Origin of the sequence: Actinomadura sp. 6K520, from assembly GCF_004349245.1 — a bacterium.
Classification (GTDB): domain Bacteria; phylum Actinomycetota; class Actinomycetes; order Streptosporangiales; family Streptosporangiaceae; genus Spirillospora.
Genome location: NZ_SMLC01000104.1, coordinates 1 through 26763, shown reverse-complemented (window position 1 = coordinate 26763; position 26763 = coordinate 1). Strand labels below are relative to the sequence as shown.

General features: G+C 70.7%; 22 protein-coding genes. 17 read left to right on the top strand and 5 right to left on the bottom strand.

Going from position 1 to position 26763, the window contains the following annotated elements:
* The first annotated feature begins 198 nt into the window (after positions 1-198).
* From E1289_RS24550 to E1289_RS24515, 8 genes are all read left to right on the top strand, one after another.
* Positions 199-975 (top strand): ABC transporter ATP-binding protein, encoded by a 777-nt coding sequence (locus tag E1289_RS24550; protein WP_131984060.1) that lies wholly within the window; start codon positions 199-201, stop codon positions 973-975.
* The gene (locus tag E1289_RS24545) at positions 975-3470 is read left to right on the top strand and encodes an FtsX-like permease family protein (RefSeq protein ID WP_131984058.1); all 2496 of its coding nucleotides are present in this window, start codon (positions 975-977) and stop codon (positions 3468-3470) included. The genes E1289_RS24550 and E1289_RS24545 overlap by 1 nt, the downstream gene beginning before the upstream one ends.
* Positions 3471-3575: 105 nt before the next feature.
* Positions 3576-4550 carry a DUF2520 domain-containing protein gene (locus E1289_RS24540; RefSeq protein ID WP_131984056.1) on the top strand — a complete coding sequence of 325 codons (975 nt, stop codon included), beginning with the start codon at positions 3576-3578 and terminating at the stop codon, positions 4548-4550.
* A 107-nt stretch (positions 4551-4657) separates the two neighbouring features.
* Entirely contained in the window at positions 4658-5518 is an 861-nt protein-coding gene (gene panC / locus E1289_RS24535) for a pantoate--beta-alanine ligase (RefSeq protein ID WP_131984054.1), read from the top strand.
* A complete protein-coding gene (gene panD / locus E1289_RS24530) occupies positions 5518-5934 on the top strand; it encodes an aspartate 1-decarboxylase (protein ID WP_131984052.1) in 417 nt (138 codons plus the stop codon). Before panC ends, panD begins: the two co-directional genes overlap by 1 nt.
* Before the next feature lie 148 nt (positions 5935-6082).
* A complete protein-coding gene (locus E1289_RS24525) occupies positions 6083-7747 on the top strand; it encodes an L-aspartate oxidase (protein ID WP_131984050.1) in 1665 nt (554 codons plus the stop codon).
* Positions 7744-8601 (top strand): carboxylating nicotinate-nucleotide diphosphorylase, encoded by an 858-nt coding sequence (nadC, locus tag E1289_RS24520; protein ID WP_131984047.1) that lies wholly within the window; start codon positions 7744-7746, stop codon positions 8599-8601. Before E1289_RS24525 ends, nadC begins: the two co-directional genes overlap by 4 nt.
* A gap of 14 nt (positions 8602-8615) precedes the next feature.
* Positions 8616-9398, top strand: coding sequence for a type III pantothenate kinase (locus tag E1289_RS24515; RefSeq protein ID WP_131984045.1), 783 nt, complete (start codon positions 8616-8618; stop codon positions 9396-9398).
* Positions 9399-9488: 90 nt separating this feature from the next.
* Here the strand turns inward: E1289_RS24515 and E1289_RS24510 are convergent, their stop codons facing one another.
* Positions 9489-10640: an RNA-guided endonuclease TnpB family protein gene (locus tag E1289_RS24510; RefSeq protein ID WP_131984043.1), complete on the bottom strand. Its 1152-nt coding sequence runs from the start codon at positions 10638-10640 to the stop codon at positions 9489-9491.
* 22 nt (positions 10641-10662) lie between these two features.
* On the opposite strand from E1289_RS24510, the gene tnpA reads away from it, so the two are divergent.
* On the top strand, positions 10663-11079 hold the full coding sequence (gene tnpA / locus E1289_RS24505) for an IS200/IS605 family transposase (protein ID WP_131984041.1): 417 nt from the start codon (positions 10663-10665) through the stop codon (positions 11077-11079).
* A 130-nt stretch (positions 11080-11209) separates the two neighbouring features.
* Complete coding sequence (gene lysX, locus E1289_RS24500; protein ID WP_131984039.1) at positions 11210-12703, top strand: bifunctional lysylphosphatidylglycerol synthetase/lysine--tRNA ligase LysX; 1494 nt, start codon at positions 11210-11212, stop codon at positions 12701-12703.
* 73 nt (positions 12704-12776) lie between these two features.
* Here the strand turns inward: lysX and E1289_RS24495 are convergent, their stop codons facing one another.
* Entirely contained in the window at positions 12777-13880 is a 1104-nt protein-coding gene (locus tag E1289_RS24495) for a LacI family DNA-binding transcriptional regulator (RefSeq protein WP_131984037.1), read from the bottom strand.
* Between the two features lie 408 nt (positions 13881-14288).
* On the opposite strand from E1289_RS24495, the gene E1289_RS24490 reads away from it, so the two are divergent.
* Positions 14289-14519 (top strand): LuxR C-terminal-related transcriptional regulator, encoded by a 231-nt coding sequence (locus E1289_RS24490; RefSeq protein ID WP_131984035.1) that lies wholly within the window; start codon positions 14289-14291, stop codon positions 14517-14519.
* A 246-nt stretch (positions 14520-14765) separates the two neighbouring features.
* Here the strand turns inward: E1289_RS24490 and E1289_RS24485 are convergent, their stop codons facing one another.
* Entirely contained in the window at positions 14766-15707 is a 942-nt protein-coding gene (locus tag E1289_RS24485; RefSeq protein ID WP_131984033.1) for an NlpC/P60 family protein, read from the bottom strand.
* 511 nt (positions 15708-16218) lie between these two features.
* Here E1289_RS24485 and E1289_RS24480 point away from each other — a divergent pair.
* The 6 genes from E1289_RS24480 to E1289_RS24455 all read left to right on the top strand — a co-directional run bounded on the left by E1289_RS24480 (position 16219) and on the right by E1289_RS24455 (position 23471).
* Positions 16219-16746, top strand: coding sequence for an amino-acid N-acetyltransferase (locus tag E1289_RS24480; RefSeq protein ID WP_131984031.1), 528 nt, complete (start codon positions 16219-16221; stop codon positions 16744-16746).
* A gap of 4 nt (positions 16747-16750) precedes the next feature.
* Positions 16751-17575 (top strand): RDD family protein, encoded by an 825-nt coding sequence (locus E1289_RS24475; RefSeq protein WP_131984029.1) that lies wholly within the window; start codon positions 16751-16753, stop codon positions 17573-17575.
* A gap of 6 nt (positions 17576-17581) precedes the next feature.
* Positions 17582-18079: an RDD family protein gene (locus E1289_RS24470; protein ID WP_131984027.1), complete on the top strand. Its 498-nt coding sequence runs from the start codon at positions 17582-17584 to the stop codon at positions 18077-18079.
* Positions 18080-19146: 1067 nt separating this feature from the next.
* Positions 19147-19470 (top strand): Lsr2 family protein, encoded by a 324-nt coding sequence (locus E1289_RS24465; RefSeq protein ID WP_131984025.1) that lies wholly within the window; start codon positions 19147-19149, stop codon positions 19468-19470.
* 576 nt (positions 19471-20046) lie between these two features.
* Positions 20047-22584, top strand: a complete 2538-nt coding sequence (locus E1289_RS24460) for an ATP-dependent Clp protease ATP-binding subunit (protein ID WP_131984023.1) — start codon at positions 20047-20049, stop codon at positions 22582-22584.
* Positions 22585-22796: 212 nt separating this feature from the next.
* A complete protein-coding gene (locus E1289_RS24455; RefSeq protein WP_131984021.1) occupies positions 22797-23471 on the top strand; it encodes an ArsR family transcriptional regulator in 675 nt (224 codons plus the stop codon).
* A 163-nt stretch (positions 23472-23634) separates the two neighbouring features.
* Here E1289_RS24455 and add read toward each other — a convergent pair whose 3' ends face one another.
* Together add and E1289_RS24445 are read right to left on the bottom strand one after the other, a co-directional pair.
* Positions 23635-24603, bottom strand: a complete 969-nt coding sequence (gene add / locus E1289_RS24450; RefSeq protein WP_131984019.1) for an adenosine deaminase — start codon at positions 24601-24603, stop codon at positions 23635-23637.
* Between the two features lie 270 nt (positions 24604-24873).
* Positions 24874-26391, bottom strand: coding sequence for an alpha/beta hydrolase (locus E1289_RS24445; RefSeq protein ID WP_131984017.1), 1518 nt, complete (start codon positions 26389-26391; stop codon positions 24874-24876).
* Between the last annotated feature and the right edge of the window lie 372 nt (positions 26392-26763).

The following is a 26763-nucleotide window of genomic DNA, read 5'->3' as shown; positions in this document are numbered from 1 at the left end:
CGTGGGCGCGGAGATGTGTATGAGAGACAGGTCCGTGGGAGGGCTGACGGGTTCGTACGACTCAGGTCGTACGAGGGGGCATCGGCCAGCCGTGAGGCTGACGGAAAGCGTGGCCGCCGGGCCGATGGCGGCCGCGCGACGGCTTCCTAGCGTGGTCCACGAAAGATCAGATTCGTGACCAGGCCCCAGGGAGCCATCGTGACCAGCACGTTCGCCGATCCGCCCGGGAACTCCCCGACCGCCGCCGCGGGACCGCCGGCCGTCACGGCCGAGGACGTGTCGAAGGTGTACGGGTCCGGTGACGCGGCCGTGCACGCCCTGCGCGGGGTCAGCACCGGGTTCGCCAGGGGCGCGTTCACCGCGATCATGGGGCCGTCCGGGTCCGGGAAGTCGACGCTGATGCACTGCCTGGCCGGGCTGGACACCGTCACCTCCGGACGCGTCGTCCTCGGCGACGCGGAGATCACCGGGATGGGCGACCGGCAGCTCACGCTGCTGCGCCGCGACCGCGTCGGGTTCGTGTTCCAGGCGTTCAACCTGCTCCCGACGCTCACCGCCGAGCGGAACATCCTGCTGCCCCTGGAACTGGCGGGCCGCAAGCCGGACCGCGCGTGGTTCGACCGGGTCGTCGACGTCCTCGGCCTGCGCGAGCGGCTGGGGCACCGGCCGAGCGAGCTGTCGGGGGGCCAGCAGCAGCGGGTCGCGTGCGCCCGCGCGATCGTCGCCCGCCCCGAGGTGATCTTCGCGGACGAGCCGACCGGCAACCTCGACTCCCGGGCGGGCGCCGAGGTGCTGGGGTTCCTGCGGTCCTCGGTGCGCGAGATGGGGCAGACGGTCGTGCTGGTCACTCATGATCCGGTCGCCGCCTCGTACGCCGACCGGGTCGTGTTCCTGCGGGACGGGGAGGTCGTGACCGAGATCGTCCGGCCGACGCCCGCGGCCGTCCTCGACCGGCTCAAGAGCCTGGAGGCGTGATGCTGCGGACGACCCTCGCGGGCCTGCGGGCCCACAAGCCGCGGCTGCTGCTCACGGCGGTCGCCATCACCCTCGGCGTCGGGTTCATCTCCGGGACGTTCGTGCTGACCGACACGATGAACGAGGGCGTCGCCAAGACGTTCGCGAGGTCCGCCGACAAGGTCGACTTCGCGGTCGTGCCGACCAGCGAAGACCCGAACAAGGGCATATCCGCCGATACCTTCCGCAAGGTCGGCGCGCTGCCCGGCGTGACCGACGTGCACGGCGTGGTGAAGGGCGATGCCGCCCTGGTGGGCAAGGACGGTAAGGCGGTCGGTGACTTCCCCACGGTCGGGATCTCGGTGCCGTCCGGGGCACTGCTGCGCTACGAGGTCGACAAGGGGCGACCTCCGTCCGGCGGTGGCGAGACCGTCCTCGACGGCGCGCTGGCCAAGCGGGAGGGCTTCACCGTCGGCGACACCGTGACGGTCCTGGACGGAAACGACCGGCCGCACAGGTTCAGCGTCGTCGGGCTGGTCGACTTCGGCATCGACCAAGAGGCCAAGTTCCGCGGCGCGGTCGGTTTCGACACCGCCACCACGATCGCGATGACCGGCGAGCGGACCTACCGCGAGATCGACATCGCGGGCGGTGACCGGCGGGCGATCGAGGCCGCCGCGGGCCCGGCCGGCCGGGTCTACACCGGGCCGGAGCTCGGCGCGGTGCTGGCGAAGTCGGCGGGCGCCGACACCGAGATCATCCGGACCGGGCTGCTGATCTTCGGCCTGGTGGCGATGCTGGTGTCCGCCCTGGTCATCTACAACACGTTCGCGATCCTCATCGCGCAGCGGATGCGGGAGATGGCCCTGCTGCGCTGCGTCGGCGCGACCCGCCGGCAGGTGTTCGGCGGCGTCCTCGCCGAGTCCGCGGTGGTGGGGCTCGTCGGGTCGCTGCTCGGCCTCGCCGCGGGTGCCGGCCTCGGTACGGCCGCGCTCCTCGGGGTCACCAGACTGGACGCGGCGGTGCCGGTCGCGGCGCCGTCCCTCACGGTCCGGACGGTCGTGCTCGGCCTGGCGGTCGGCGTCGTCGTGACCGTCCTGTCGGCGCTGCCGCCGGCCCGCGCCGCGACCCGCGTCGCGCCCGTCGCCGCGCTGCGCGCGGAGTGGGAGCCGGGCGGCGGCCGGTTCCGGCTGGGCAGGGCGCGCACGGCGATCGCGGTGCTGCTCGGCGCCGCGGGCCTGGCCGTCGGCGCGCTCGGATCGCTCGGCATGGCGAAGGGCCAGGCCGCGATGTACTCGGTCGCGCTCGCCGGCGCCGTGTTCTTCCTCGCGGTGATCGCGGTGATGCCGGCGCTAGTCCGGCCGCTCGGGCGGCTCGCGGGCGCGGTCCCGGCGCGGCTCGGCGGCGTCCCTGGGCGGCTCGCGGTCGCGAACGCGCGGCGCGCCCCGCGCCGCACCGCGACCACGACGATCGCGCTGACCGTCGGCGTCGGGCTGATGAGCCTGTTCGCGGTGGTCGCGGCGAGCGGCAAGGCGACCGCGGCGCACCAACTGGCGGAGCAGTTCCCGGTCGAGTTCCAGATCAGGACGCAGGACCTGGACGGCCGCCTCCCGCCGGCGCTCGCGAAGGCGCTGCGCGAGCGTCCCGAGATCGCCGCCGTCGTGGAGACCCGCGGGCGGGACGCGCGCGTCGGCGGCGAGGAGGCGGAGATCGGCACGGTCACCCCGGCGGCGCTCGGCACGATCGTGAACCCCGAGATGAAGGCGGGCTCGCTCGGCGCCGCCCTCGCACCGGGAACCGCGATGGTGGACGAGGGCACCGCCGCGCAGCCGGGCCGCGGCCTCGGACGGACCATCCAGGTCGAGACCAAGCGCGGCATCGTCCCGGTGACGATCACCGCCGTGTACGGGGAGGGCGCCCAAATCTCCGGGATCATCGTCCCGGAGGCCGACTTCACCCGGTACTTCGGCGCCGTCGACCCGTCGGACCTCTTCGTGAAGACCCGGGCCGACGTCCCGGCGGCCACCGCCCGCGCCGCCGTCGAGGACGCCGCGAAGCCCTACCCGGCCGCGAAGGTCGTCTCCGCCGCCGAGTTCAAGGAGGCGATGACCCGGGCGATCGACACGATCCTGATGATCTTCGCCGGGCTGCTCGGCCTGGCGATCGTCATCGCGCTGTTCGGCATCGCGAACACGCTCACGCTCTCGGTCGTGGAGCGGACCCGGGAGTCGGCGCTGCTGCGGGCACTCGGCCTCACCAGACGCCAGCTCCGCCGGATGCTGTCCGTCGAGGCCCTGGTCATGGCCGTGATCGGCGCGGTCACCGGGGTCGTCCTCGGCATCGCGTTCGGCTGGGCCGCGACGAACGCGATGGCCGAGGACTCCCGCTTCGCGCTGCCCTACCTGCAGGTGACCGGCTACGTCCTGCTGGCGGGCGCCGCGGGGATGATCGCCGCGGTGCTGCCGGCGCGGCGCGCCGCCCGCACGTCCATCGTGGAGTCCCTGGCGCATGACTGAATGGGGTGGGGTGGCGACCGTCACCCACCGGACTCCGTGACCGGGCCCCGCGGGTACTCTGGGTCGCGCACGTCCGGTACCTACCTGAGGACTGGAACGAAACCGATGGACCCTGACGTCACGCCCGCCTCCGCCGCACCCGGAGACGGGCCGGTCCCGGGTGCGGGGGCGACCCCCCGCACCCCCCGGCCCGAACCGGAGACGCCGGAGGACCGGCCCGCGCGGCTCGCGGTCGGCGTCGTCGGCGCCGGCCGCGTCGGCACCGCGCTCGGCGCCGCGCTGGCCCGCGCGGGCCACCGGGTGACCGCCGCGACCGCCGTGTCCGAGCGGTCGCGGTCCCGCGTCGAGGAACGCCTCCCGGGGGCGGACATCGCGGCCCCGCCGGACGTCGTCGCGGCCGCCGACCTGGTGCTGCTGACCGTCCCGGACGACGAGCTCCCCGAGCTGGCGGCGGGGTTCGTCGCGGCCGGCGTCGACGTCACCGGAAAGCTGATCATGCACACCAGCGGCCGGTACGGGACCGCCGTCCTGGCCCCGCTCACCCGCGCCGGTGCCCTGCCGCTCGCCCTGCACCCGGTCATGACGTTCACCGGACGCCCCGACGACGTGAACCGCCTCACCGGCATCTCCTTCGGCGTCACCTCTCCCGAGCCGCTGCGGCCGGTCGCCGAGGCGCTCGTCCTGGAGATGGGGGGCGAACCCGTGTGGATCACCGAGGACGCACGCCCGCTCTACCACGCGGCGCTCGCCGGGGGCGCGAACCACCTGGTCACGCTGGTCGTCGAGGCGATGGACCTGCTGCGCGCCGCCGGGGTCGCCGATCCGGGCCGGATGCTCGGCCCGCTGCTCGGCGCCGCCCTCGACAACGGCCTGCGGCTCGGCATCGACGGCCTCACCGGCCCGGTCGCCCGGGGCGACGCCGGGACGGTGTCCGGCCACGTCGACGAGCTGGCCAAGGTGTCGCCGGAGAGCCGCCGCGCCTACATCGCGCTGGCCCGCCTCACCGCCGACCGGGCGCTCGCCGCCGGAATGCTCAAGCCCGAGGACGCCGAACGCCTCCTCGAAGCACTGGCCGACTGAGCAGGGAGAAAACGAATGCGGCCTGCTGATCCGGCGCTGACCCGCCGTCCCGCGCCCGCCCCCGGGACGCGGTCCGAGAACCCGGTACCCGAGGAAGGAGGCGTGTCGTGACCCCGGTCGTCGCGCGCACACGGGAGGAACTGGCCGAGGCCCGCTCCCGGATCGACGGCACGCTGGCCTTCGTCCCGACCATGGGCGCCCTGCACGAAGGCCACCTCTCCCTGATGCGGCAGGCCCGCCGGTCGGCGGACGCCGTGGCGGTCAGCATCTTCGTCAACCCCCTGCAGTTCGGGCCGGACGAGGACTTCGACCGCTACCCGCGGACGTTCGACACCGACCTCGAAGCCTGCGCCGCGGAAGGCGTGGACTTCGTGTTCGCCCCCACCCGCGCCGTCATGTACCCGAGCGAGCCGCAGGTCACGATCAGCTCGGGGCCGATGGGCGAGATCGTGGAGGGCGCCGCGCGGCCCGGCCACTTCGACGGGATGCTCACCGTCGTGCTCAAGCTGCTCAACCTCGTCCGGCCCGACGTGGCGGTCTTCGGGGAGAAGGACGCGCAGCAGCTCGCGATGATCCGCCGCATGGTCGCCGACCTGGACGTCCCCGTCGAGGTGGCCGGCGCGCCGACCGTCCGGGAGCCCGACGGCCTGGCCCTATCCAGCCGCAACCGCTACCTCTCCCCGGCCGAACGCCGCACGGCCGTCGCCCTGTCACGCGCTCTGCACGCCGGTGCGGACGCCGCCGCCGAGGGCCCGGAGGCGGTTCTGGGCGCCGCGAACGCCGTCCTGGACAAGGCCGCGACCGCCGACCCGCCCCTGCTTCTCGACTACCTCGTCCTCGTCGACCCCGCCACCTTCAGCACGATCTCGGGCCCCCGCACCGGCCCTGCCGTCCTCGCCGTCGCGGGCCGCGTCGGCGCCACCCACCTGATCGACAACGTTTCCCTCCAGCTCGGCAAGGAGCACTGATGTTCCGGACGATGTTCAAGTCCAAGATCCACCGCGCCACCGTGACGCAGGCGGACCTCCACTACGTCGGATCGCTGACCATCGACCAGGACCTGATGGACGCCGCGGACCTCCTCCCGGGCGAGCAGGTGCACGTGGTCGACATCGACAACGGCGCCCGCCTGGAGACCTACCTGATCGCGGGCGAGCGCGGCTCCGGCGTGATCGGCATCAACGGCGCCGCCGCCCGCCTCGTGCAGCCCGGCGACCTGGTGATCATCATCAGCTACGCCCAGCTCAGCGACGCCGAGGCCCGCGAGTTCGTGCCCCGCGTCGTGCACGTCGACCGCTCCAACAAGATCATCTCCCTCGACTCCGACCCCGCCGCCCCGGTCCCCGGCACCCAGACCACCCGCGGCGACCTGGTCCACCCCTGACCCTTCCACCGGCCCTCGCGCCTCCGTGGCGCGGCAGCGTGCCGTCCGGGTGCCCGGGGTGACGACGGCCACTGTGCGGGGGGCGGGCGACCGGCGGGATCGGGGTTAGAGTCATAATGACGAGAACCGATCCCGAGGAGGGCTCGTGATGCCTTCGGTTCTGCACGCCCCCGCCCCCGGCTGGACCACCGACACCGACGTCGTCGTCATCGGCTCCGGCATCGCCGGGCTGGTCGCCGCGCTGCGCTGCCGCCCCCACGGGCGCGTGCTCCTGGTCACCAAGGCACTCCTGGACGCGGGCTCGACCCGCTGGGCCCAGGGCGGGATCGCCGCCGCGCTCGCCCCCGACGACACCCCCGAAGACCACCTCGCCGACACGCTCACCGCCGGTGTCGGGCTGTGCGACGTGGACGCCGTCCGCGCCCTGGTCACCGAGGGGCCGGACGCCGTCCGCGACCTCATCGGGCTCGGCGCCGCGTTCGACCGTTCCACCGGTGGCGAGATCGCGCTGACGCGGGAGGGCGGCCACCACCGGCGCCGCATCGCCCACGCCGGCGGGGACGCCACCGGCGCGGAGATCAGCCGTGCCCTCCTCGCCGCGCTCAAGGACTCCGGTGTGGAGGTCATCGAGCACGCGCTGGTCCTCGACCTGCTGAAGGACGGCGCCGGACGCGCCGCCGGGGTCACCCTGCACGTCATGGGCGAGGGGCAGCCCGGCGGTGTCGGCGCCGTCCGCGCCCGCGCGGTCGTGCTCGCCACCGGCGGCCTCGGGCAGGTGTTCTCCGCGACCACGAACCCCGAGGTCTCGACCGGCGACGGTGTCGCGCTCGCCCTGCGCGCCGGCGCCGAGGTCGCCGACCTGGAGTTCGTCCAGTTCCACCCGACCGTGCTGTGGCTCGGTGCGGACGCGCGAGGCCAGCAGCCGCTGATCTCCGAGGCCGTCCGGGGCGAGGGCGCGCAGCTCGTCGACCACACCGGTGAGCGGTTCATGCTCGGCCGCCACGACCTCGCCGAACTCGCCCCGCGCGACGTCGTGGCGAAGGGCATCATGAACCGGATGCGCGAGACCGGCGCATCCCACATGCTGCTGGACGGCCGCCACTTCGGCGCCGCGATGTGGGAGAACCGCTTCCCGACCATCCTCGCCGCCTGCAGGCACCACGGCATCGACCCCGTCACCCGGCCGGTCCCGGTCGTCCCGGCCGCGCACTACGCGAGCGGGGGAGTCCGCACCGACCTGCACGGCCGTACGTCCGTCCCCGGCCTCTACGCCTGCGGCGAGGTGGCCTGCACGGGTGTCCACGGAGCGAACCGCCTGGCGTCCAACTCCCTCCTGGAGGGCCTCGTCTTCGCCGCCCGCATAGCCACCGCCCTGGAGCAGGACTTGGCGGCCACCTCCCTCCGGCCGCCCCCCGCTGGAGCCGTGGACGGGGCGGACCAGGACGCGGGCGTGCCGGTGGGCTCCGGGTTGGTCGGTGGTGAGGCTCGGGGGGAGATCCAGAGGATCATGACCTCGTATGCGGGGGTCCTTCGCGGGGCGGACGGGCTGGAGCGTGCGGCTCGTGAGCTGGCCGGGCTGGGGCAGGATGCGGGGGCGGAGCCCGGGGTGGCGGCTTGGGAGGTCACCAACCTGCACACCGTGGCGTCCGCGATCGTGGCGGCGGCGCGGCGGCGCGCGGAGACGCGGGGGAGCCACTGGCGTGAGGACTTCCCCGGGCGCGCGGACGGCGCGTGGCGCGGTCACCTCGTGACGCGGCTGGCCGGGGACGTCCTGGCGACCCGGTATGAACCTCTGGAAGGAAAGCGCTCATGACACCGGAACTCTCGCAGAGGCTCAGCGAAGCCGGGCTCGATCCACAGGCTGTGGAAAACCTCGTCCACGCCGCGCTGGCCGAGGACGGCGAAGTCGACGTCACCAGCATGCCGATCTTCGCGCCGGACGACACCTCGGCCGGGAACCTCACCGCCCGCGCGGACGGCGTCGTCGCCGGCGTCCCGGTGGCCTGCGTCGTCTTCGAGGCCCTTGAGGTGGCCTACGAGACGCACACGGCGGACGGGCAGCGCGTGGCGCCCGGGCAGGTCCTCATCTCCGTCAGCGGGCAAACCAGGGCCGTCCTGCGCGCGGAACGGACGGCGCTCAACCTGCTCACCCACCTGTCCGGGATCGCGACCGCCACCCGCAGGTGGGCGGACGCCCTGGAAGGCACGAAGGCCAAGGTCCGCGACACCCGCAAGACCCTCCCCGGCCTGCGCGCCCTCCAAAAGTACGCCGTGAAGTGCGGCGGTGGCGTCAACCACCGGATGGGCCTGTACGACGCCGCGCTCATCAAGGACAACCACATCGCCGCGGCCGGAGGCGTCACCAAGGCGTACGAGGCCATCCGCGCCGTGTACCCGTCCCTGCACGTCCAGGTGGAGTGCGACACCCTCGCGCAGGTGGAGGAGGCACTCGCGGCCGGTGCGACGAGCATCCTGCTCGACAACATGACCGTCGCCCAGATGGCCGAGGCGGTGCGGCTCGTCGCGGGGCGGGCTGAGGTCGAGGCGAGCGGTGGCCTTACCCTGGATCGGGCCCGAGACGTCGCCGTGACCGGGGTGGACTACCTTGCCGTCGGCGCGCTGACGCACTCGGCGCCCGTCTTCGACATCGGCCTTGACTTCACCTGACCAGCGGGGACCTGATGCTGCTCACCATAGACGTCGGTAACACCCAGACCGTCCTCGGCCTGTTCGAGGGCGACGAGGTGATCGAGCACTGGCGGATCAACACCGATCCGCGGCGCACGGCCGACGAGATCGCGGTCGTCCTGCAGGGCCTCGTCCAGCAGAGCCCGCTGCTCGCCGAGACCGACATCAGCGGCATCGCGCTGTGCTCCACGGTCCCGTCCGTCCTGCACGAGATGCGGGAGATGTGCCGCCGCTACTACGGCGACGTGCCCGCCGTGATCGTGGAGCCGGGCGTCAAGACCGGCGTCCCCGTCCGGATGGACAACCCCAAGGAGGTCGGCGCCGACCGCATCGTGAACGCGCTGGCGGCCGTGCACACCCACGGCGGGCCCGCGCTCGTCGTCGACTTCGGCACCGCCACCACCTTCGACGCCGTCTCCGCCAAGGGCGAGTACGTCGGCGGCGCGATCGCCCCCGGCATCGAGATCTCGATAGACGCGCTGTCGTCGCGCGGGGCCCAGCTGCACAAGATCGAGCTGGTCAGGCCGCGCAGCGTGATCGCCAAGAACACCGTCGAGGCGCTGCAGTCCGGCATAATCTTCGGGTTCGCCGGCCAGGTGGACGGCATCGTGGAGCGCATGTCCGAGGAGCTCGCCGACGACCCCGAGGAGGTCACGATCATCGCCACCGGCGGTCTCGCGCCCCTCGTCCTGGAGGAGTCCCGCAGCATCGACGTGTTCGAGCCGTGGCTCACCCTCATCGGCCTCCGCCTGATCTACGAGCGCAACACCCCTTGACGCGCTCCCCGGCCTGAAGGCCGGGGATTCAGCCTGTTCCGCGTGTGCGGCACGTCTGTGGCTTCCTGTTTCACCGGGTCCTGCCTTCCGCTAAGCGGAGGGTCTTACGGTCCCTCCGCAGGCGTTTAGGCTGTCCGCCCGTCCGGCGGCCAGGATGTTGATCGCGGCGTTGACGTCGCGGTCGTGGACCGTGCCGCACGGACAGGCCCATTCGCGGACGTTCAGTGGCATCGAGTCGGCGACCGTCCCGCACGCCGAGCACAGCTTGCTGGAGGGGAACCAGCGGTCCACCTTGGCGAAGTTGCGGCCGTACCGGGCAGCCTTGTACTCCAGCATCGAGACAAACTGCGACCAGCCCGCATCGTGCACGGACTTGGCCAGCCGGGTGCGGGCGAGGCCGCTCACCGCAAGATCTTCCATGTAGACCGCTTGGTTGTCGCGGATCAACTGGGTGGAGAGCTTGTGGTGGTGGTCCCGCCGCGCATCGGTGACGCGGGCGTGCATCCGCGCGACCTTCGCGACGGCCTTGCGCCGGTTCTTCGAGCCCTTCTGCTTGCGGGACAGCGCCTGCTGTGCCTTCCTCAACCGGCGTTCGGCGCGGTGCAGGAACTTCGGAGAGGTGATCTTCCGGCCGTCCGAGGTCACCGCGAAATGCGTCAACCCCAGATCGATCCCGACCTCCGCCGCCACCTCCGGCAGTGGCTCGTCCATGGTCTCCACGACGAAGGAGGCGAAGTACCGGCCCGCCGTGTCCCGGATCACCGTGACCGACGACGGGGCGGACGGCAGGTCCCGCGACCACCGCACCCGCACGTCCCCGATCTTCGGCAGCCGCAGCTTCCCGCCCGCCGTGACCGTGAAGCGGGCGTTGCGGGTGAACCGGACCGCCTGCCGACGGTCCTTCCGCGAGCGGAACCGGGGCGGCGCAACCCTGCGGCCCTTCCGCTTCCCCGACACCGACGCGAAGAAGTTGCGGTACGCGGTGTTCAGATCCGCCAGGGCCTGCTGCAAGACGACGGCCGAGACCTCGCCCAGCCACGCCCGCTCGCCGGTCTTCTTCGCCTCGGTGATGACCAGCTTGGACAGGTCCCCGTCCGATAGGTAGGGCAGCCCCGCCGCGTGCGCCTCTTGCCGTGCGCGGAGGGCATCGTTGAACACCACCCGCGCGCACCCGAACGCCTGCGCCAGCGACTGCTGCTGGCTCGGGGTCGGGTAGAGCCGGAACTGATACCTGAGCTGCACAATGCGATCCTACTATTGGTCTATGACCGAGCATGGCGCTATCAGGACTGGCAGACACTGTGTTTTCGTACTGCACGCACACTTGGTCTTCGTGACCAAGTTCCGGCATCCGGTGTTCACGGGGACACACCTGGAGCGCATGGAGCAGATCATGCGGGACGTGTGCGCGGACTTCGAGACTGAACTGGCCGAGTTCAACGGCGAGACCGACCACGTGCACCTGCTGGTGAACTTCCCACCCAAGGTCGCCCTGTCCAAACTGGTCAACTCACTCAAGGGCGTATCCTCCCGCAGGATGCGCCAGGAGTTCCCCGAACTGGCCCGCCACTACTGGCGGGCGAACAAGCTGTGGTCGGCCTCCTACTTCGCCGGGAGCGTGGGCGGCGCACCCCTCACCGTGCTCCGGCAGTACATCGAGCAGCAGAAAGGGCCGGGTTAGAGCACGCTGGGCCTCGCGGCCCTCCCGCGCGGGCCTTCACCCCCGCCCTGAAGGCCGGAGCACTGACCCGCACACAAGTAGCGGCGGAAGCCGTTCGCGGCGCGTCCGGCGGGCTGGATAGCCTTACCGGGTGAGTGACGAGACCTTCGACGAGCTCCCGGAGCAGATGCGCGTGCGCCGGGAGAAGCTCGACCGGCTCCGCGAGAGCGGGATCGACCCCTACCCGGTGACCTTCCCGCGGACGGCGACGACCGCCGAGATCCGCGCGAAACACCCGGATCTGGAGCCGGGCACCGAGACGGGCGAGAAGGTCGGCGTCACCGGGCGCGTGATGCTGCTGCGCAACACCGGCAAGCTGTGCTTCGCCACCGTCCGGGACGGCGCCGGCGAGATCCAGATCATGCTGTCGCTGGCCAAGGTCGGGCAGGAGCGGCTCGACGGCTGGAAGCGGGACGTCGACCTCGGCGACCACATCGGCGTCGAGGGCGAGGTCATCACGTCCCGCCGCGGCGAGCTGTCGATCATGGCGGACCGGTTCGCGATCACCTCGAAGTGCCTGCGCCCGCTGCCGGAGAAGCACGCCGGGCTGACCGACCCGGAGGCGCGGGTCCGGCAGCGCTACGTCGACCTCATCGTCAACGACGAGGCCCGGAGGATGGCCCGGCTCCGCAGCGCCACCGTCCGCGCCGTCCGGGACTTCTGGCACGACGAGGGCTACCTCGAGGTCGAGACGCCGATGCTGCAGCCGATCCACGGCGGCGCGGCGGCGCGTCCGTTCAAGACGCACATCAACGCCTACGACATGGACCTCTACCTCCGCATCGCGATCGAGCTGTACCTGAAGCGGCTCGTCGTCGGCGGCATCGAGAAGGTCTTCGAGGTCAGCCGGAACTTCCGGAACGAGGGCGCGGACTCGACGCACAACCCCGAGTTCACGATGCTCGAGGCCTACGCGACGTACCTCGACTACAACGACATGGCCGACCTGACCCAGCAGATGTACCAGAAGGCGGTCGTCGCGGCCCTCGGCACCACCGTGGTCGTCCATGACGGCGCCGAGATCGACCTCGGCCTGCCGGAGTGGCCGCGGATCACGCTGTACGGGTCGGTGTCGGAGGCGCTCGGCGAGGAGATCACCCCGCACACGCCCATCGAGCATGTCCGGAAGCTCGCGGACGCCAGGGGCGTCTCCTGGGATCCCAAGTGGGGCCAGGGCAAGCTCGTCCAGGAGGTGTTCGAGGAGCTGATCGAGCACACCCTCGTCCAGCCGACGTTCGTCATGGACTTCCCCGTCGAGACGTCCCCGCTGACCCGCCGGCACCGCGCGGAGCCCCTGCTCACCGAGAAGTGGGACCTCATCGGGTTCGGGACGGAGCTCGGCACCGCCTACTCCGAACTGGTCGACCCGATCGAGCAGCGCCGCCGGCTCACCGAGCAGTCGCTGCTCGCCGCGGGCGGGGACCCGGAGGCGATGCAGCTCGACGAGGACTTCCTGCGCGCCCTGGAGTACGCGATGCCGCCCACGGGCGGGATGGGCGCCGGGATCGACCGGATGATCATGGCGTTCACCGGTAAGGGCATCCGCGAGACGATCCTGTTCCCGCTGGTCAAGCCGGAGCAGTGAGCGGGCCGGGGCGGTGGGCGGGCCGGGGCGTGGGCCGCGGCCGCCCCGGCGACGGGTCCGGCGACGCGGTCCGCTAAGCGCTTTCCCGGATCACCAGTTCCGGCCGGAGCACCACCTGGCGGTGCTGGTGCGACTTGCCCTCCCCCAGCTCGGCCATGGCGAGTTCGGCGGCCTCCCAGCCGAGCTCCCGGCGCGGCTGCCGGATGGTGGTCAGCGGGACGGCGGCACTCGCGGCGAGCTCGATGTCGTCGTAGCCGATCACGGCGATGTCCTGCGGGACGCGGACGCCGAGGCGGGTGAGCTCGTTGATCAGCCCGATGGCCAGCAGGTCGTTGGCGCAGAACACGCCGTCGGGCCGCGGTGACATGTCCAGGAGCTGGCGCGCGGCGGCCCGGCCCTCGGTGGGGCTCATCGCGTCCTGGACCAGTGTCGCGGGCTTCGCGGAACCGGCCTCGACGATCGTGCGGGACGCGCCGTCGCGGCGCTCCACGCACGGTTCCGGCTCGGGCACGCCGGTGACGAAGGCGATCCGCCGGCGGCCGATGCCGAGCAGGTGCGCGGCGGCGATCTCCCCGCCCGCGACGTGGTCGACCTGGGCGGAGCAGACGTCGGGCGTGTGCCGGTCGATCAGCACCACGCTCATCCCGGCCGTACGCAGCCCGGTGATGTCGCGGGCGGACAGGTCGACGGGGATGATGAGGACGCCCGCGGCGCGCTGCTCCTCCAGCAGGTCCAGGGAGCGCCGCTCCTTGGCGGCGGAGTAGTCGCTGGAGAGCCAGAGGGCGTCGTGGCCGGACGCGTTGAGCGCCGCCTCGGCCCCCCGGGCGACGTCGGTCGCGTACGGGTTGGTGAGGTCCTCGACGACGACGCCGAACGCGCGGCGCGGCTGGTCGCCGAACTCGCCGGCGGTGCGCTCGGGACCCCTGCGGAGCCGCCTGGCGGACTCGTTCCGGACGAATCCGAGCTCCTCGATCGCGGCGCGAACACGGTCACGGGTCGCTTCGGCCACGAGATCTGGCCGGTTTAGGACATTCGAAACGGTCCCAACTGAGACTCCAGCACGTCTCGCGACCTCACGAATACTGGTCTGTGGCAACTCGCTCCTCGTCCCGCTCCAGAGGGGTTTCCCCAGGTAGTGGCGTTCTTCGTGGCGCGCCGGCGAATTGCCGTCACACATGGCGACCATTCGTGTACGCAGTGCATCGAATTGGCGCTTGACGGGCCGGATCCGGCCGCCTAGCGTTCCGAGCCGAAGCGTAGCTTGAAACGATTCACGATCTTCGTCCGCGGCGAGATCTGGCGAGTCCGGCGAGAAGGGGCGGGTGCGGATGGCTGGCGATCTCATCCCGACCCCCTCGGCCGGCCAACGAGTGAATCGTCACCCGGAGTTCCCCCGAACGACCCCGCAATCGGCCAGGCGGCCACCTCCGGCCAAGCGCGTGAGACAGCAAAGGAACCCGATGATCTAGTCCGGACGCCTCCGGACCCGGCAACCCGACGCGTGTACAGATCGAGGCCCAACCCGTGCCTGTGCGGCGGACCGGCTGCATCCCCGCGGTCATCACCACGGACGAGGGAGGACGGAGTGGAAACAGCCACACTCGCACGTCGTGGCACCGACGATTTCGGGCTGAGCGAAGAGGAGATCCGGTTGCTCGCCCAGATCGCCACCGGTGTCACCGCCGATGTGGCGGCACGCAAGCTGGAGCTGAGCGCGCGGACCTTGCGGCGCCGGTTGCGGACCATCTGCGACCGGCTGGAGGTCAATACCCCTATCGAGGCCGTGGTGTGGGCGGCCCGAAGGCAGCTCATCTAGCGGTGACCCCCCTGACGCTCGCCCGGGGACGGCGAGCGTCACCAGGAAACCAGGTGGCGAGTCGAGCTGAACCCGTCCGACCCCGCAGCGGCGGCGCACTGACAGGTAGGTCCCTGCAGGAGGCGTCGCCGCGGACGGTGTTCGGAGACCCGCCCGTGGTCGATCCGCTCGTGGTTTCCCGCAGGATTCCCGCAGTGCCCTCGGGAGAGGATGTGCTGCTGGACGTCACGGGGTCGGGCGGCTCGGTCAGGCGACTCGGACGGCGCCCGCGTAGGGGCGGCCGGCCATCGGGGCGATCTTCACGACGTCGCCGGTGCGGGGCGCGTGCAGCATCTTGCCGTTACCGACGTACATCCCCATGTGGTGGAGGTCGGAGTAGAAGAACACGAGGTCGCCCGGCTGGAGCTGGCTCCGGTCCACATGGGTGCCCGCGGTCCACTGGCTTCCGGTGTAGTGCGGCAGGTTGATGCCGACCTGCTTGTAGGCCCACATGGTGAGGCCGGAGCAGTCGAAGCTGCTCGGTCCGGCGGCGCCCCACACGTACGGGCGGCCGATCTTGGTCATCGCGGCCCGCAGCGCCTGGGCGGCCTTGCCGTTGCCGACGACGGGCAGTTTGGCGAGCTGCGTGGGGTCCCGCTTGACGAGCTTGCCGCGGACCTTCTCGTAGGTCTCGGTGACCTTCTTGCGCTGGTCTTCGAGCTGCGTGCGCAGCTCCTTGACCTGCTTGGCGCGGGACTCGGCGGACTTGCGGGCGCGCTCGGCGGCCTGCATGGCCTGCATCAGGCCGAGGACCTTCGTGCTGTCGCGCTTGGCGAAGTAGCTGAGGGTGGCGGCCTGGTCGAGGACGGCCTGCGGGTCCTGGGAGGCGACGAACGAGACCGTGGGGTCGGTGCCGCCCTGCATGTAGCTGGTGGCGGCCAGGGTGCTGACCTTCTCGCGGACGGCCTGCAGCGACTTCTGCTGCCGCTTGGCGTTGGCGACGGCGACCTTGGCGGCGCGTTCGGACTGGGCGAGCCTGACCTTCAGCCCGTTGTACTGCTCGGTCAGCTTCTCCAGGTCGTCGGCGAGCTTGAGCGCCTTGGAGCGGAGCTCGCTGGTGGACGGCTCGGGCTCGGCGTGGGCCGCGGGGAGGGTACCCGGCGCGAACGAGACGGGCGCGGCCGTGATGGCGAGGACTGCGCCGGCCACGGTCGCCGCCCTGGCGCCGAGACGGGCCCTGCCGCGGTGGGCGGCCGCCTGGCCGTGCTTCGCCGCACGGGAGGACGTCAGACGGGGGGACGTCGAACGGGGGGACGTCGAACGGGGCGAGCGTGCCGATCGTGAAAAGAGAGCGGGGCGCGGGGGCTCCACGGATTCTCCTCTCCTCGTCCGCCTACCGAATCAACCGACGGGTCGGGGCGGGAGTCGCCGTCCGCGGTGGCGCGGAGCGGGGGCCGGCCGCTGTCCTGCGATGGGCCGACGCCAGCGGGACACTAACGGAACCGGCATTGGATGCCAACTGGAACAGGCGAAATCCCAGGTCGGCCGGCGCGTTCGCGGCGCCGTAGGGGTTTCGCCCCGGCATCTCGCTGTGCTATGGGTCACTTTTTCTCCGCACGATGACGCTTGCCTAGTCGCTTTTATCTAGTCACTCGTCCGGTGCGGGCGGCGCGACAAGGGGACGCGTGCCTGTGGCCAGGTGCGCGTTGGATAATCTCGCCTGTTTGTGGAGGTCGAGATCCGGCGTGCCCGTACCGCCGACGTTCAGGAGATCCGCAGGCTGGTCGATCTGTACGCCGGGTCGGGGCGACGCCTGCTGAAGAAGAGCATGGTGAAGCTGTACGAGGACGTCCAGGAGTTCTGGGTCGCCGAGGACGTCCGGGAAGGGAAGCCGGGCCCGGTCATCGCCTGCGGCGCCCTGCACGTGATGTGGGAGGACCTCGCCGAGGTCCGCTCGGTCGCGGTGGACAAGGGCTACGGCGGATACGGAATCGGGAACCGCATCGTCTCCCGCCTCCTGGAGACCGCACGGGAACTCGGCGTGCGGAGGGTGTTCTGTCTTACCTTCGAGGTGGAGTTCTTCGCGCGCCACGGCTTTCAGCAGATCCTTGGGACGCCGGTGTCGCCAGAGGTGTACGAGGAGCTTCTCCGCTCCTACGACGAAGGCGTGGCAGAGTTCTTGGACCTCGATCGGGTCAAGCCCAATACGTTGGGCAACACCCGCATGTTGCTTCGCCTGGAGGACTGACCCAATGAGCGATTCCCCCTACCGCGGGCGGCGACGCCAGCAGCCGCCTCAAGGGCACGGTTCCTATGGTCCGCCGCCCCCGTACCAAGGTCCCCAGGGGCAGCCCCAGCGGCGGCAGCCACAGCAGCAGCAATGGCAGCAGCCCCAGCAGCAGCAGTGGGGAGGGCAGGCCGCGTACAACGAGACCTACGAGGCGTCCTATGACCAATACGGTGACGCCCACTACGGAGGCGATCACTACGGGGACGCCCATGGCGGCGAGATGGTTCTGGCTCCGATCGTCCGGCGTGCGGGTGCCCGGCTCATCGACAACGCGCTCGTCGCGGTCTTCGGTTTCGCGCTCGTCCTTCCCGTGACGATCGGTGTGCTCGGCCTGGGCAAGCCGGGCAGTGAGACGGAGGATGACGGGGGCATTTGGAACTGGCCCATCATCTTCACCCTCTTCGCCGTCCTGTCGGTCCTGCCGTTCCTCTACGAGGCCGTCCAGCTCGCGATGTCGGGACGGACGCTCGGGAAGCGCATCGTGCACCTCGGTGTCGTCCAGGCGCGTCCTGCGGGCGACCCCTTGACCACGACGCAGGCCATATGGCGCGCTGGAATCATCCACGTGGTCTACCAGATCGGCGTTTTCTTCTTCCTCGCCCTGGCCGTGATGGTGTGGGACTACGCCGCGTACGGAATGCTGCTGGTCTGGGCGGGCGCGCTGATGGCCTATCTGTGGGCCATCTGGGACCAGCCCATGCATCAGGCCCTGCACGACCGGTTCGCCGGGACGCTCGTCATCGACGAGCGGGACGGCTACGCCGAGTACGACGAGTACGCGGAATAGCCAGCGATGGCGGGGGCACCGCTCGCCGAGCCGGGGCAGCGCCTTGTGGCACGCATAGTCGACACGCTCATCGTCGGCCTGCCCGTCATCATCGTCGTCCGAGGACTGGTGTCCGGGCCCGGGGTGGACGTCGTCGCTCCACCCGCTGTGGCCGGATGCATGCTGCTGTACGAGTCGATCCAACTCGCGCTCTGGGGCCGAACCCTCGGCAAGCGCTTCGCGGGCATTGAAGTAGTCGTGACCCTCCCCGCCGGTGGCGAACCTCCCGGCGGGGAGGCCGGCACCGGTACTCGATTGGGCGTGCCGCGTGCCGTTCTGCGTGCCGCGGTCTATTCGCTGCCGATCGCGGCCCGCCCGATTCCCGTTCTCGGGCTACTGGCGGGCGTCTTCTGGGTGGCGAACGCCGGGCTGCTGTTCGAGGGTGACAGCCGCCAAGCCCTCCATGACAGGCTCGCAGGGACGGTCGTGGTAAAACGGTCGCCCCCCGATTCAACGGCCTTCTGAGGCCCTCTCAGGCGTCCTCGACCGCGCGCCGGGCGGGTTGATACACGGCGCTCTCGTCCCGTCCTCACGGCGGGCGAGAGCGCCGTGCGCGTACGGGACCGGTTTTCACGGAACCGCCCCGCCCTGTTTCGGTCCGCCTCCGGTTCGGTCGGCGAAAGCCAGGTGGTTCCGGTTACGGGCCCGAATCCGCGCGGGATGTGTCTCTTCCCGGACGTGCCCTCCGCTTTGAGATGTGCATCCGGAACCACGTTGCCCTTCCGTCCTGGACCCGGTCACATAGGGCTGAGAGTTACTCCCGGATGGGATCGGGTCTCACCGGGAAGGGGCCTTTAGTTCCCGTGCTCCCCGGGCCTGAGCGGGCCGCCGCAGGCCGGCCCGGACTTGGTGCGGACGGGAAGATGCGCGGTCCTGGGGCAGGATTGTGCAGCAATCTCCTGATTTTGGGGATGGGTGTATCCAGAGGGCTTCCGGCCGTCGACCGCGGATGGGGGACTTCCCCGCGATCCGCCGCCGCAACTGATTTTCGCCTCCGGCGGGTCGGTGGTTATCCGTCCACATACGCCGGTGGGGGCGTTGATCATGGGCCGGGGCCGCACCACGGGCACCCGCGCATTCCGGCGCCGGGAGTGCTTAGTGTCGTTACGTCAGGTTTAATCCGGGAAGACCGTGCGGGTGTGCCGGGCCTGTTAAGGTCGGCGGCAGGGCCTTTTGCCGCCTGCGCGCACTGCCGGGCGGCGGCTCCCTCCGAATCCCGGAAGGTCCGCAAACCAGGGCCAATGCGCGGCCGCCCGCCCAGGTCAGCGTGGTGCGCCGCCGCGGCGGCCCCGTCCCAAAACCGCATCGGAGCTCCCCGCGGCGCGAAAAAAATCACGCCGCACCGTCGGCGTGCCCTCCGTCATGCCCCGGACGTACGGAAACATGAGATGCCGATTACGCCCGGTCACGGGGGAACGGGACTTCCCCGTGAGTGCCGGTTGAAGGGCGCGCGCCTGAATTGTCATCAGTGGACTTCTCGGATATCTTTGGCGACCGAATGAAGTTTGCTCAAGCCGAAAGGGTCTGTCCCCATGGCACAGAAGGTTCAGGTGCTTCTCGTCGACGACCTCGACGGTGGCGAGGCGGACGAGACCGTAGCGTTCTCGATCGACGGCGCCTCCTACGAGATCGACCTGAGTGACGCCAACGCGGAGAAGCTGCGGGATTCTCTTCGGCCGTTCGTGGAGAAGTCACGCAAGGCGGGAAGTTCCACGCGCAAGCGCCGGCAGCGTGGTGCGTCCAGCCGCGAGCGCAGCGCCGAGATCCGCGCCTGGGCCAAGAACAATGGCATCAAGGTCAATGAGCGCGGCCGGATCCCGGCCCATGTGATCGAGCAGTACGAGGCGGCCAACTGACCCGGTTCAACCACCGGCGGCCCGTCTCCGTTCGCGCGAGGCGGGCCGTTCGCTTCCGCCGGTCCTTAGCGGCCGCCGGCGGCTCCTCTCCGTCCGGCCGTTCCTCATCCGGTTCTGTTCCGGCGGGGCGCGGACTTACGTCCGGGCCGAGTTCTCTCCGGCTTCGAGTCGGCTGACGCATGTTCATCCGGCTTCGCGTTGCCCGGAGTTCGTCCCGGGCCGACGGTTCCCCTTCGTCCTTCGTTCGGTCCTTCGTCCTCCGTTCGCTTTCGGCGTAGCGGATGAACGGTTCGCGATCGGCGCCGCGAGGTACACAGGGCGCGCGGGTGGAACACCACCCCCATTCGGCACTCTCGGCCCGCGCCCTGGCCTACCTGCGGAAAGCCCCCGTTCGCTTGGGGCGTAGCGGGAACATGACGCACCGATGCGGTAGTTGGATGAGACTGAACAGCGCATAGCTGGGGAACGTCTCCTGGTGGGAGTGCACCGGGTGGCCTCCTCGGGGCGGGCTAGCATGCGGAAGGACAGTTCCGGACGTTCCGGACTCTGCCCAACCGCTCTGTGAGGAGCGACGAGATGTTCGAGAGGTTCACCGACCGCGCGCGGCGCGTTGTCGTCCTGGCTCAGGAAGAGGCCAGGATGCTCAACCACAACTACATCGGCACCGAGCACATCCTCCTGGGTCTGATCCACGAGGGTGAGGGTGTCGCTGCCAAGGCTCTGGAGAGCCTGGGGATAAGCCTTGAAGCGGTGCGCCAGCAGGTCGAAGAGATCATCGGCCAGGGTCAGCAGGCGCCGTCGGGTCACATCCCGTTCACTCCACGTGCCAAGAAGGTCCTTGAGCTGTCACTGCGCGAGGCGCTGCAGCTCGGCCACAACTACATCGGCACCGAGCACATCCTGCTGGGGTTGATCCGCGAGGGCGAGGGTGTCGCCGCCCAGGTCCTGGTGAAGCTCGGCGCCGACCTGAACCGTGTGCGCCAGCAGGTCATCCAGTTGCTGCACGGTTACCAGGGCAAGGAGCCGGCCGCCTCCGGCGGTCCCTCGGAGTCGGCTCCGTCCACCTCCCTTGTGCTCGACCAGTTCGGCCGCAACCTGACCCAGGCCGCACGTGAGGGCAAGCTCGACCCGGTCATCGGCCGGGACAAGGAGATCGAGCGGGTCATGCAGGTGCTGTCCCGCCGCACCAAGAACAACCCCGTCCTGGTGGGCGAGCCCGGCGTCGGCAAGACCGCCGTCGTGGAGGGCCTGGCGCAGAAGATCGTCAAGGGCGAGGTCCCCGAGACGCTGAAGGACAAGCAGCTCTACACCCTCGACCTGGGCGCGCTGGTCGCCGGCTCCCGGTACCGCGGTGACTTCGAAGAGCGCCTGAAGAAGGTCCTCAAGGAGATCCGCACCCGCGGCGACATCATCCTGTTCATCGACGAGCTGCACACCCTGGTCGGCGCGGGCGCCGCCGAGGGCGCGATCGACGCCGCCAGCATCCTCAAGCCGATGCTGGCCCGCGGCGAGCTGCAGACCATCGGCGCGACCACGCTGGACGAGTACCGCAAGCACCTGGAGAAGGACGCCGCCCTGGAGCGGCGCTTCCAGCCGATCCAGGTCGCCGAGCCGTCGCTGTCGCACACGATCGAGATCCTCAAGGGCCTGCGGGACCGCTACGAGGCGCACCACCGCGTGTCGATCACCGACAGCGCGCTGGTCGCCGCGGCGCAGCTCGCGGACCGCTACATCAGCGACCGGTTCCTGCCCGACAAGGCGATCGACCTGATCGACGAGGCCGGCTCGCGGATGCGCATCCGCCGGATGACCGCCCCGCCGGACCTGCGCGAGTACGACGAGAAGATCGCCGACGTCCGGCGCGACAAGGAGTCCGCGATAGACGCGCAGGACTTCGAGAAGGCCGCCGCGCTCCGCGACTCCGAGAAGCAGCTGCTCGGCCAGAAGGCGCAGCGGGAGAAGGAGTGGAAGGCCGGCGACATGGACGTCGTCGCCGAGGTCACCGACGAGCTGATCGCCGAGGTCCTCGCCACCGCCACCGGCATCCCGGTCTTCAAGCTGACCGAGGAGGAGAGCACGCGCCTCCTGAACATGGAGGACGAGCTCCACAAGCGGGTCATCGGCCAGGAGGACGCCATCAAGGCGCTCTCCCAGTCGATCCGGCGTACCCGCGCCGGCCTGAAGGACCCCAAGCGTCCCGGCGGCTCGTTCATCTTCGCCGGCCCGTCCGGTGTCGGTAAGACCGAGCTGTCCAAGACGCTGGCGGAGTTCCTGTTCGGCGACGAGGACGCGCTGATCCAGCTCGACATGTCCGAGTTCATGGAGAAGCACACCGTCTCGCGGCTGTTCGGCTCCCCGCCCGGCTACGTCGGGTACGAGGAGGGCGGCCAGCTGACCGAGAAGGTGCGCCGCAAGCCGTTCTCGGTCGTGCTGTTCGACGAGATCGAGAAGGCCCACCAGGACATCTTCAACTCGCTGCTGCAGATCCTGGAGGACGGCCGCCTGACCGACGCGCAGGGCCGTGTCGTGGACTTCAAGAACACCGTCATCATCATGACGACCAACCTTGGGTCCAAGGACATCTCCAAGGGCGTGTCGATGGGCTTCGCCCGGCAGAACGACGAGCAGGGCTCGTACGAGCGGATGAAGGCGAAGGTGTCGGAGGAGCTCAAGCAGCACTTCCGTCCCGAGTTCCTCAACCGCGTCGACGACACCGTGGTGTTCCACCAGCTCACCCCGCGGGAGATCATCCAGATCGTCGACCTGATGATCGCCAAGGTGGACGAGCGGCTGCGCGACCGCGACATGGGCATCGAGCTGCGGCAGGAGGCCAAGGACCTGCTGGCGCTGAAGGGCTACGACCCCGTCCTCGGGGCCCGGCCGCTGCGCCGCACGATCCAGCGGGAGATCGAGGACAGCCTGTCCGAGAAGATCCTGTTCAGCGAGCTCAAGCCCGGTCAGATCGTGATCGTGGGCACCGAGGGCTTCGACCTTGAGAACAAGGAGGCGACGGCGGAGACCGCCAAGTTCACCTTCAAGGGCGTCCCGAAGCCGGACACCGTCCCCGACAGCCCGCCGCCCATCGAGGGCGCGGTCAACTTCAACAAGGACTGACGTCCGCAGCAGAAGGGCCCGCACCGGTTCACCACCGGCGCGGGCCCTTCCGCATGCTCAGGCATCACCAAGAGAGCCCCCGCCCCCTGTCGCCTGTCCGTCGGCCCGCCTACGGAGCCTGACCAGCAGTCTTCAGCCGACCGCCTGCCGCCACTTATCCACAACCTGTGATTCCACCGGGCTCCGTCGTACCCGACCCATAGCATTCGAACATGCGATCGAATGCAATCGGTTCGGCGGCCGAGCCCACGAGACGCCCTGTCCGCGCCACCGGAGCCGAGAAGGTCACCGAGGCATTTCTGCGTGACGTCCGGGCCCGCGCCCCCGCCCGCTTCCCAATCTTCCGCTCCCACCTGCAAGGGGAACTCCTCGCGCGCCTCCTCCTCGGCCCGGAGCGCGAGATGTCGATGCTCGACCTGGCCGTGATGCTCCGCGTCGACCTCGCGTCGGTGATGCGCGAGGTGGAACGGCTGGCGCGCGCAGACATCCTGACCTTGCGCCGCACCCTGGCCGGCCGCTTGGTCGCCCGGAACACCGAAAGCTTCCTGTACGAACCCCTCACCCGTCTCCTGATGCTGACGTTCGGCCCAGCGGCCGTGGTGGCGGAAGAGTTCGGACGCCTGCCCTCCGTGAACGCCGTGTACCTGTTCGGCTCCTGGGCGGCGCGTTACGACGGCACCCCAGGCGACCAGCCCACCGACGTCGAAGTACTGGTCATCGGCAACATCACCCGCACTGTCGCCCACGACGCCGCCCAGGAGGCCGCCGCCCGCCTGGGCCTCCCCGTGCACCCGGTCGTCCGCACACCACCCCAGTGGCAGAACGACACAGACCCCTTCCTCCGGGAGATCCGAGCCGGCCCCCTGACCGAACTCCAACCCCCATGACCTGGTGCGGCGGCGGCATGGGCACGTCGAACCGGGGGCCGCGGGTGGTTCGCAGGCGGCGTTGGCACGTCGAAGTTCGTGGGCAGCGCGGGCCCGACGGGCGGATCGCCAGCGCCACGGCCGGGCGCCGGACACGGCACCGTTCACCGAAGGGGGCCAGCGGTCAGGACAGCCAAGCTTCGATTTCCCGGTGGAGGCGGGCCTTGGTTTCGGTGGGGGCGAAGGAGGCGTCGACACCGGCGTGAGCCAGGTCGGCCAGGGTGGCGTCGTCGTAGCCGAAGGTGTCTCGAACGCGGGCGTACTCGGTGGCCAGGGGGGTGTTGATCAGGGCGGGGATGTCGGTGTTGAGGGTCACGACCAGGCCCGCCTCCCGGAGGCGGGGGAGGGGGTGGTCGTCCAGGGAGGCGGCGAAGCCGAGAGCGACGTTCGAGGACGGGCACACTTCGAGGGGGATCCTGCGCTCGCGGACTTCGGCCACGAGGTCCGGATCGTCCAGGATGCGGATGCCGTGGCCGAGTCGTTCGGTGCGACCGGGACCGAGCGCCTGCCGGATGCTGGCGGGTCCTTCGCCCTCGCCCGCGTGGTGGACGACGTGCAGGCCCGCGTCCCGCGCGGCGGCGAACACATCGGTGAACGGATCGCCGGGGTGGGCCTCGTCGCCCGCCAGGCCGATCGCGACCACACCGTCGTGGCGGCGCGCGAGTTCCAGCGTCCGCCAGGCGCGTTCGACGGAGCGGCGCCGGGAGTGGTCGAGGATGAGGCGGCATTCGACGCCGAACGCCTCCTGTCCGGCTTCCAGGCCCTCCAGGACGGCCGCGAGCGGCATGCCGAGGTCGCCGAGGCGCTCACCGTGGCCGGCCGCCGTGAAGGAGACCTCGGCGTAGCGGGTGCCCTGCGCGGCCTCGTCCTCGCAGAACTCGTAGGCGACCCTCCGGAAGTCGGTGGGACGGCGCAGGCAAGCGCGGACGAGGTCGTTCTGCGCGAAGAACTCGGCGAAGCTCCCGAACCGCACGCCGTCCTCCGGTACCTCCACGCCGTTGGCAGCGCCGATTTCGCGAAGGGTGTGCCACCGCACGGTGCTCTCCAGATGAACGTGCAGGTGGGCTTTGGGGAGTCTGATCAAGTCACGCACGCCCGCACGCTACGACCCCACCGCCCTACTCCACCAGCGATTATCCGCACCCCCTCGTGCGCACCGTGCGCATGTCGAAGGGGGCGCCGCGCGGGGTCGGCTCCGAGGGCGCGACCGTCGCCGCCCGTCCACCTGACGCGGCGGCACTCGTCCCGCACCGCGCATGGCGCGGGCCAGGGCGTCCGCGGCCCGACCGCGGCGGCCACCAGTGTGTTCCCGATTGCCGCGTGAGGCCGCGATGGGGGATCGCGGCCTCACGGTGCGGGTTTGTCAGGGGCGGCAGGTTGGGTTGGTGTGCGGGAGGGTGCCGGTGGTCAGGTAGGCGTTGACCTTGGCGTCCACACAGAGGTTGCCGTATTCGCCGTAGATGCCGTGGGCGGTGGCGCCGCGCAGGGTGAGCAGGCGGGAGCCGGTCAGTGCCCTGTGCATGGCCTTGCTGCCCTCGTACGTGGTGGCGGTGTCACCGGTGGCGGACACGAGCAGAGCGGGGGTGGGATTGGCGATGTGCGTGGGGCGCTCCCGCGGGAGGTTGGGCCAGAAGGCGCACGGCCAGATGTTGTTCTTGAGGGGGCCGAACAGGGGGTGCCGGGCGCGGCTGCGCTGGACGTCGTTCCAGTAGGTCTCGGGGTTGCGTGGTGCGGCGCGGTCGCCGCAGGCGATGGCGGCGGTCGGGCTGGCAAGGGGAGAGCCCGCGCTTGTCAGGACGAACCTGAGGAGTCCGTCGAGTTCGGGGCCGGGGTCGGCTGGGCGGCGATGCGCGGCCTCGTTCAAGGTCTGGACGGTGGAGGCGAACCCAGTGCGGGCCGCGGGGCGGTCGTCGCCGGGGCCGATGGAGAGGAGGTAGGGGATCGTTTGGTCGTCCACCTCGTGAGGGCCGACGCGGAGCGGGCGGTCCTCCGCGGCGGTGACGATCGCGTTCACGGTGGCGAGCACGCGGGCGGGGGTGGCGCCGAGGCCGTAGGTGCCGTGACGTTCGGCGGCCCAGGCCGCCCAGCCGCGCAGGGCGCGTTCCGCCTCCTCTTCGGTGCCCTGCAAGGCCCGGGGGCCCCACTTGCTCGGGTCGCCTGCGCTGTCCAGGACGACGCGATCGGTTCGGCCGGGGAACATCTGGGTGTAGACCGCGCCCAGGTAGGCGCCGTAGGAGTAGCCGAGGAAGGAGATACGGCGTTCGCCGAGGACGCGGCGCACGAGGTCGATGTCGCGGGCCGTGTCACGCGTGTTGGCGTACGGGAGCACGTCGGCGTGGCGCCGGGCGCACCGTTCGGCCAGGTCGCGCTGCACCGCCACCTGGTGGTCGAACCGGGTGCGGGTCGGGCCGGCCGAGCGGAGGAACATGCCGATGGGCCAGCCGCAGTCGAGGGGCGTGCTGCGTCCGACGAAGCGCGGGTCCAGGCCGACGAGGTCGTAACGGGTGGCGACGTCCTTCATGGCCGCGCGAACCTGTAGGGGCATGCCCAGCGTGGGCTCGCCGGGGCCGCCGTTGTTGAGGACCATGGTGCCGATGCGGTGGGCGCGGTCGGTGGCGGGCAGGCGGGACAGCGCGAGCTTGATGGTGCGGCCACCCGGCCTGGAATGGTCGAGCGGGACGGTGAGCTCCGCGCACCGCGCGCCCGCCCGGTCGAGATCTTTGCCGACGACGTCGTCGGGACCTTGCGCGCAGGGCTTCCACTTCAGCATCTGGGGCGGCGCGCCGTCGGCTTTGGCGAGGGGAGGAACGGCGGCGGACAGGGCGAGTAGGGCCACGACCGGGACCAGGCGTCCGCAGGCTCTCGCAGAAGTCGATTTCATGAGCGAGGACGCTAATTCGACCGGACCTCCGTCACGATACGGCTGGAGGCACGCGTGCTGGTACAGCCTGCTGTAGTGCCCCACTGAGACCCGGTGGCGGACAATCATCTTCATGCCGGCGGCGCGGAGAGGTGCACATGCGTGATCGGGCCTTTGGCGGGTCGCTTTATCTGCTGGGCGGGCTGGGCTCGTCCGTGGTGACGGTGTTGGTTCTGCCGGTGCTGCTTGTGCCGTCGGCGGCGCGAGGGTGGCGACGTCCTTCATGGCCGCGCGAACCTGTAGGGGCATGCCCAGCGTGGGCTCGCCGGGGCCGCCGTTGTTGAGGACCATGGTGCCGATGCGGTGGGCGCGGTCGGTGGCGGGCAGGCGGGA

Excerpts from the sequence above, each read along its gene's own strand:
- E1289_RS24545 (WP_131984058.1), top strand. The coding sequence starts at position 975 with ATGCTGCGGACGACCCTCGCGGGCCTGCGGGCCCACAAGCCGCGGCTG.
- E1289_RS24540 (WP_131984056.1), top strand. The coding sequence starts at position 3,576 with ATGGACCCTGACGTCACGCCCGCCTCCGCCGCACCCGGAGACGGGCCG.
- panD (WP_131984052.1), top strand. The coding sequence starts at position 5,518 with ATGTTCCGGACGATGTTCAAGTCCAAGATCCACCGCGCCACCGTGACG.
- E1289_RS24525 (WP_131984050.1), top strand. The coding sequence starts at position 6,083 with ATGCCTTCGGTTCTGCACGCCCCCGCCCCCGGCTGGACCACCGACACC.
- nadC (WP_131984047.1), top strand. The coding sequence starts at position 7,744 with ATGACACCGGAACTCTCGCAGAGGCTCAGCGAAGCCGGGCTCGATCCA.
- E1289_RS24515 (WP_131984045.1), top strand. The coding sequence starts at position 8,616 with ATGCTGCTCACCATAGACGTCGGTAACACCCAGACCGTCCTCGGCCTG.
- tnpA (WP_131984041.1), top strand. The coding sequence starts at position 10,663 with ATGACCGAGCATGGCGCTATCAGGACTGGCAGACACTGTGTTTTCGTA.
- E1289_RS24495 (WP_131984037.1), bottom strand. The coding sequence starts at position 13,880 with ATGTGTGACGGCAATTCGCCGGCGCGCCACGAAGAACGCCACTACCTG.
- E1289_RS24475 (WP_131984029.1), top strand. The coding sequence starts at position 16,751 with ATGAGCGATTCCCCCTACCGCGGGCGGCGACGCCAGCAGCCGCCTCAA.
- E1289_RS24470 (WP_131984027.1), top strand. The coding sequence starts at position 17,582 with ATGGCGGGGGCACCGCTCGCCGAGCCGGGGCAGCGCCTTGTGGCACGC.
- E1289_RS24465 (WP_131984025.1), top strand. The coding sequence starts at position 19,147 with ATGGCACAGAAGGTTCAGGTGCTTCTCGTCGACGACCTCGACGGTGGC.
- E1289_RS24460 (WP_131984023.1), top strand. The coding sequence starts at position 20,047 with ATGTTCGAGAGGTTCACCGACCGCGCGCGGCGCGTTGTCGTCCTGGCT.
- E1289_RS24455 (WP_131984021.1), top strand. The coding sequence starts at position 22,797 with ATGCGATCGAATGCAATCGGTTCGGCGGCCGAGCCCACGAGACGCCCT.
- E1289_RS24445 (WP_131984017.1), bottom strand. The coding sequence starts at position 26,391 with ATGAAATCGACTTCTGCGAGAGCCTGCGGACGCCTGGTCCCGGTCGTG.